Source organism: Gilliamella intestini (assembly GCF_900094935.1).
Lineage (GTDB): Bacteria > Pseudomonadota > Gammaproteobacteria > Enterobacterales > Orbaceae > Gilliamella > Gilliamella intestini.
Genome location: NZ_FMBA01000074.1, coordinates 1 through 6,505, shown reverse-complemented (window position 1 = coordinate 6,505; position 6,505 = coordinate 1). Strand labels below are relative to the sequence as shown.

The window sequence follows — 6,505 nt, the reverse complement described above, 5'->3', positions numbered from 1 at the left end:
TCTGAAACCGATAAAATCCTACATAAGAAATTAGATCTGATTACTTCCAATTTGCAAATGATAATCTCACCACAAGGCACTCTGCACGACCTTACGAACTTCTACGAAGTGCAAAAGAAAGCAAAATCAATTTTAGATCAACTATCTAAAAAATACACAGACAATACAGATTTTTTGGAATATAGAAATTTATATACAGATAAACAACGGGTTTTACTCACCCTTAATTACTACCCTGCTATTTCCTTATATTTACCGCTTGCTCATGAACAAGATCCTATCGTTAGGAATACACAATTGATACCCAATACCATTTTTTATATTAATGAAACGTTGCAAAAAAATTCAACTAATATCCAACTAAACGGTAGTTTACACCAAACGCCCGACCTTGACGGATTACGTAAACTTTTTGCGTTGAAAGGTATTAAAATCTCATCTGAAAAGGCACTTCCTTGCTTAGAAGAATATCAAGGAAACTATAATCTTACTTCATCAGGCACGGTAAAAGACGCTTCCTTTACCATCCATTTTACCTTTGGAAAACACTATGAAAAAAAAATAAACTATCAACTTAAAACTATACGCCATGAGGAAATATAAACAATTAAAACATGCCGTACAATTACAAAAACAGTTAGACCATAAATATGGCGCTCGCCGTTTCCATGCTGCTTTTATTATGGCGCTATTTTTCTGTCTGTTTTTTACTTCCTGCTCTAATGATTCACCCACTGCAAGTACTTCTTCCAGTACCCAAACAAGTACCAGCATCGGTCAATCACAAAGTGGAAATACAACCCTTACCATTACCAGAACAGGGCAGAGCGCGAGTGTAAACCAAATTGCCCCACCCAACGACCATTTACACAGAATATACAATGTATATTTTGCGAAAAAAAAAGTATTAGGTACAGAGGTCTTTTTTGAACCGATAGATTCCGCTCATCCACAACGAGATGGACAAAATAACCTTATTACTTACGATTCCATTTTAGGAAAGACGGTTTATTTGGTACTCGAAACCCAAAATTTAACCCCTAACGAACAAATCAGAGTAGAAATACAGAGCGAATCACTCACCGGTAATACCAATGCATTAGAAGTCATGTACTTTAACGCATCCCGCCAATATACCTCGGCACAAACCCTTACCGCTGTAGTAGGCAATTTTGATGCCCTGAACAATAACACAGGCTCCTGCCCCTATACTAACTTAGCCGGTCATTCTCACCGTGCCATAATAAAACTACAACTCCGCCCAAGCACCCGAGCAATCTTCGATGAATGGGCAACACGCTTAGGCACCGCCAATGGCACCGTACAAGTGCGGGTACAACGAAACCGCGGAAACTGCGCCTATGGTAACAGTAACAGAGAAACAAGCGACGGAAGTACCTTCTTGTCTGCCGCAGAGCAGCAATTTAGAGTGGTAAATCGTAGTTTATACTGCATTTATCATCGTGATAATACATTTAACTTTCATTCGTCAATCCAAAATACCAGAAAAAAGATAGGAGAAGTAAAAAGTTATTACACACTCAATAATCAAAATGTAAATACTCAAAAAACTGCCTATTATTTTTATGATGCCAATGACAATGAAACTTTACTATACGAATTTGAAAGAAATACTCACGGTATGATAGAGTTTCCTGAATCAGGAAACGGTTTTAGACGTTATGGAATCATTGATGCTGGAGGACAAAGTGCCAACCCAAATGAAGTTGTTGGTCATGGAGACCATTATCTCAAACCTTGGACTGTTGCAGCTCTATTAGGTACAATACAAGAAATTTATGAACAGAGATGGAGAATTGATTTTGGCGATATGTCATCAGAAAATGGAAGTGACCCTTGGCAGCAAGGACAATCTCACCATGGTGGACATGGTCATTTGGGTCGTAGGTCTGGCTTGGATATTGATTTTCGTTATTTGGATGTTAATGGTAGAAGTTTTCAGGGAGATCGAAGGTCTTATTCAAATTTTGATAGAAATAAAAATGCGACTATTTACCAAATTGCTTTTGAATATGGATTCAGATCTAACTATGCGACAGGTTTGGCAGAGTTTGCCGGTGTAAACTCAAGTGTTCAAAATCATTATGATCATGGACATTGGGGATTTAATATAGATTTTATACATACTACTATTTAATTAAGCAAATAATGAAAACGATAGTTATACTTTTACTACTTAGCTTTTTGACTTCTTGTGCTTATGCGCATAAAGAGGAAAAAACAGACATAAACTATAGCAAAGACATTGCGTTAGACCATGATCCTGTTTTAATTCAGTTAGGCAGTGAAAAATTAGCATTAAAAGGATTAAGCCCAGAAGATTTTTCACTGGTACAAAAAGGGAATACGCTTTTTATCATTAAAAAGCTGTATCTGGGTATAGATGATCTGCAAATTGAATTTATAGATAACAAGGAGCAAGATTTCCTATTAACTGGTGAAATAGAATATGGTGTTTATCAAGACTTAATTGATGGTATACGAAATATTCAATTTTTACCATTTTCTTTTAAAGAAGATATACAGTTGCATAACAATAAAGGTAAATTTATTTTGTCAACAGCGATTAAAACCACACCACAGCTAGAAGCCATTTGCCAAGAAAGATATTTTGATGAGATCCGGAAAGAGTCTTATTTGGCTCAAAAACAGTTCTATCAGAATGAAATAATCGATAACCCAGAAAAATATAAGGATTGTTGCCCTGAGTATATTGAATATGCAAAAAAGTTTTTATCTAAAAAAGAGCGTGATTTTCACTCATTACAAAGCCTGTTTGTTGAAATTATCTATAAAAAAATAACGTTAAACATGGGTGATGGCTATCATATCGTCTTTTATAATATCAATGATTTTGTTCCTGAATAAAAATGAGCGATTATGCTGATTGTATTAGTTTAACTGAATAACAAAATAGAGATAAAATACAAACTGCATATAATCATCACTTACATATTTATAACTTTCGAAAAATCCCAAATATCTATGAATAAAATAATTATTTTTCTTGTCTCAACCCTACTGTTGGGTTGTTCGCATGGGCAACAAGAGCCGGTAAAAACTCATACGCCTGCCACTCTCGACATATCTAAAGATTTGTCAGGTGCACTTATATCACCACCATTAGGGCAGCGGGCAATACTCCATAAAGCAAAAAACGAAGATTCAATTGCTGAATTGTACGATAATTTTGTTCACAGATATGGAAGCAGGGATAGCTTTTGTTCCTTATTGGGGTGTGGGGAAACCGTAAATTATACTCCCAAGCTTTTTAAAGAAGAGTATTCAGAGTTTGAATCGGTTTTTTTCAGGTATAATGAATTTAAAAAAAAGGATATCCCCTTTATCATCTCATCCAAATACCTCAAAAAAGGCGATAAAATCTTAAAATTGGCAATACAAAAATCAGAACCTAACAGTTATCCAAATCTATCCATATTTCTGTTATCTCTAAAAAATGGAGTACAGGTTGATTCTAGAAGAATTTATTATAATCGCTCAGGAGAAATGGGTTTTACAGATGGTAAAATTTTTTATATAGATGAAAACCTGATCATTTCCACCCGAGACTATTCCTTTACTGAGGACGGAATAACACAAACACCGTTTTATCAATATCAACTAAACGACGATGGTAAATTTATCCGTTACTATCCTAAAAATGGTAATTATAAAGACAATCATGAACAAGGTTTAGTTAAAAACCATACCCGTGAAGGTTTATGGATTGAGAAGAAAGTAAACTATTTCATTGGTCCTTCATATTTTGAAGCCGAATATAAAAATGGGTTAATACAGGGTGAAGGCAAGTTTTATAAATTAGAATATAAGTTAAAAGACGGCTATGTTCCCTATTCTTCTGCTAAAAAAGGCAAACTTCTTTATACGGAAACCTATAAAGACGGTGAACTTATCGAACGCAAATTTGTGGATAAAGAAATTGATGAATTGAATTAAAGATTGTGTAGTAAACAAACGATTATTATGCTTATCACCCTCATAAATATGAATGATAGTGTAGTAAACATTAAATTAAAAAAATAAACATAACAACTTAAACATCCTATAATGGAAAACGAAAGCCTTCCGACAGAAAATATAAAACCCTCTAACCACCAACCCGAAAAAGTGGATTCTTATACAGCCAACCCCAATCAAATTGTCTATGATATGGTTCATCAGGATGATTTTATTATAAATGTAGCCGACGTGTACTTCGCCCGTAAAGTACTTGTACTCAACAAAAAAGATGAATATGTCTATGTAAAATTAAATCAAGCCTCTTTGGGTGACAAAATTTATCTGGTTGTTAAATGTTACGGTACTCCCCGAAAAGGTAAATTAGTGCTCAGTCTTAGGGAAATTGAAAATACCGATACTATCCAAAACCTGTATTCCAATAATCCGGTTCCTTTTTTAGTGAATGGAGTTGAAAAAACTGAAATGGAATATACCCTAGACGGTTCCATTACCTATGCAAAGGAAATAGAACTTCGCCCTAAAGACGATAAAAAATATCAAGAATTACAAGAAAAGTTAAAAAATACCAAAACCAAAAACACTTTCTTATTTGTAAGGGCAAAAATAAAAGAAACAACCGCAATTAGGGTAACATTTAAAAGCTTCTTTGCAGGGCAATTTAGTGCCGTGGATAATTTAAATTATTATGATTTCTTAACCCAAGAGAAAGAAAGGTTTGAAATTAAAGCTATTTTAGGCATTATTACCTATCATATATATTGGAACACAGAAACAGAAGGTAAAATAGAAAAACATATCCCTAAAACTATTGCCGATGAATATAAAAATAAATACAAATATGTGTATCATGATAAAGAGGGTAATGAGCATAATATTTGTATGGTGGAGCGGCATAAAACTAAAGAAAAACAAAGAGGGATGGCTAAATCACAAAAACCTATTCATTCAAAAATAGTAAATGATAATTCAGTTTCTGAAGGACAAACTTCTCGAAGAGTTATTTATGAGAATGGAGATATTGCTGAATATGGTTATCATGATACATTAGGTAAAACTTGGATGCATTATAAATCAACAGGTAAAGAAATAGAATTAATTAGAATGCCTGATAGTTTAAATCATTCCAAAGATAATATAACTATTAAATATTCTTTTGAAAATACAGAAAGAAGATATACTAATCCTGATCTTTTTGCTGGTTTTATCGGATTATTAGCAGATATAAGTATAAAATTAGTTTCAGAAGGTTCATCCTTTAAAGAAGCTTCATGTTTTCCAAGTCAAACTCATGTTAATGGAGCTAGTATTGATTTAGATTATCTTTATAATTTAAAAAATGATCAACAAGTAATTGATTCTGCTATTAAATTCCATTTTGATGTAAGATTAAAAGGTGTAAATTCATATTGTAGTAAATTATTAAGAGCTAAACCGAGTGGAAGTCTTCATAATAGCCATCTTCATATTGGCGGATTTATCAGTTCTAAAATAATAAAAAAATAATATTTATGTATAAATTTTTTAAACTTATAACAATAAGTATTGTATTCTTTGTCTCTTGTAAGAATAACTCTTTAACAAAAGAAAATCCTTTTTATCTAGGAGATTCTATATTATTGGAACATAACTTTATTGAAAATATAAATACTACTTGTGATATGAAGGGAAATACGTTTGAAGACTATTCAGAAATAGATTGGTATGAATATGAAAAACGATGTGTCATATCCATTTTGGATAAAAAGTACAGAGATTTAATGTTAAATAATTATTCTATATTGGAAAATAAAAATATAAAAGTATATGTAAAAAATATTCAAAATGAGAATAATCCAAAGTTATATTTATTTACCTATAATAATAGCATTAAAATAGATTCTCTTCAAATATATGGGATGGAAAAAACATCAACTCCATCAACAAAAAATTTTTACTATTATATAAATAAAAATTGGGAAGTTTGGATATTAACAGTTATAACAGTAGAAGAAGGAACTTTTTTTAATAATAGAAAAAAATATAGACTTGATTCACAAACAGGAAAATTTGAGTTAGTAGATAGTATGGAGGATTGATTAAAATATTTGACGCTAAATGGAACTAAAATTTTAATAATGAATAACTTTAAAAAAATTTAAATATAAATTTTACATTAATATTAATTTCCTGTTCTTCAAAAGAAAATTTTGCAGTTGAGAAACCACAAAATTTTAAAGAAATTTCATTAACTGATTCTTTATCATGTCAAAAAGCTATAATAGAGTATTTTCCAAATGGAGCATTAAAATTATCAGGTTGCCAAGGATGTTATAATGGTACAGGAATCCAAGTTGGATTATGGAAAACATACGATGAAAAAGGCGATTTAATCGAAACCACCTATTATCATCCCGATAAATTCGGCAAATACTATAAAATCGTAACACAATATAAGAATGGAAAAGTTGTTTCAAAGAAGATTTACAATTTTGATGATTTATATGAGACTGAGTTAAAAGAGCTT

6 protein-coding genes are annotated in these 6,505 nt (G+C 31.9%); all 6 read left to right on the top strand.

Features of this window, described 5'->3' with window-relative positions:
- A partial coding sequence (locus GA0061080_RS13215; protein ID WP_209435838.1) for a hypothetical protein occupies positions 1 to 603 on the top strand: 603 nt, incomplete at its 5' end.
- Positions 590 to 2,158 carry a hypothetical protein gene (locus tag GA0061080_RS13210; RefSeq protein WP_091125942.1) on the top strand — a complete coding sequence of 523 codons (1,569 nt, stop codon included), beginning with the start codon at positions 590 to 592 and terminating at the stop codon, positions 2,156 to 2,158. The genes GA0061080_RS13215 and GA0061080_RS13210, both read left to right, overlap by 14 nt.
- 11 nt (positions 2,159 to 2,169) lie before the next feature.
- Positions 2,170 to 2,889 carry a hypothetical protein gene (locus tag GA0061080_RS13205; protein ID WP_091125939.1) on the top strand — a complete coding sequence of 240 codons (720 nt, stop codon included), beginning with the start codon at positions 2,170 to 2,172 and terminating at the stop codon, positions 2,887 to 2,889.
- A 117-nt stretch (positions 2,890 to 3,006) separates the two neighbouring features.
- Positions 3,007 to 3,978 (top strand): hypothetical protein, encoded by a 972-nt coding sequence (locus GA0061080_RS13200; protein WP_091125936.1) that lies wholly within the window; start codon positions 3,007 to 3,009, stop codon positions 3,976 to 3,978.
- Positions 3,979 to 4,089: 111 nt separating this feature from the next.
- On the top strand, positions 4,090 to 5,505 hold the full coding sequence (locus GA0061080_RS13195) for a hypothetical protein (protein ID WP_091125932.1): 1,416 nt from the start codon (positions 4,090 to 4,092) through the stop codon (positions 5,503 to 5,505).
- A gap of 113 nt (positions 5,506 to 5,618) precedes the next feature.
- Positions 5,619 to 6,077: a hypothetical protein gene (locus GA0061080_RS13190; RefSeq protein WP_167349241.1), complete on the top strand. Its 459-nt coding sequence runs from the start codon at positions 5,619 to 5,621 to the stop codon at positions 6,075 to 6,077.
- The last annotated feature ends 428 nt before the right edge of the window (positions 6,078 to 6,505 follow it).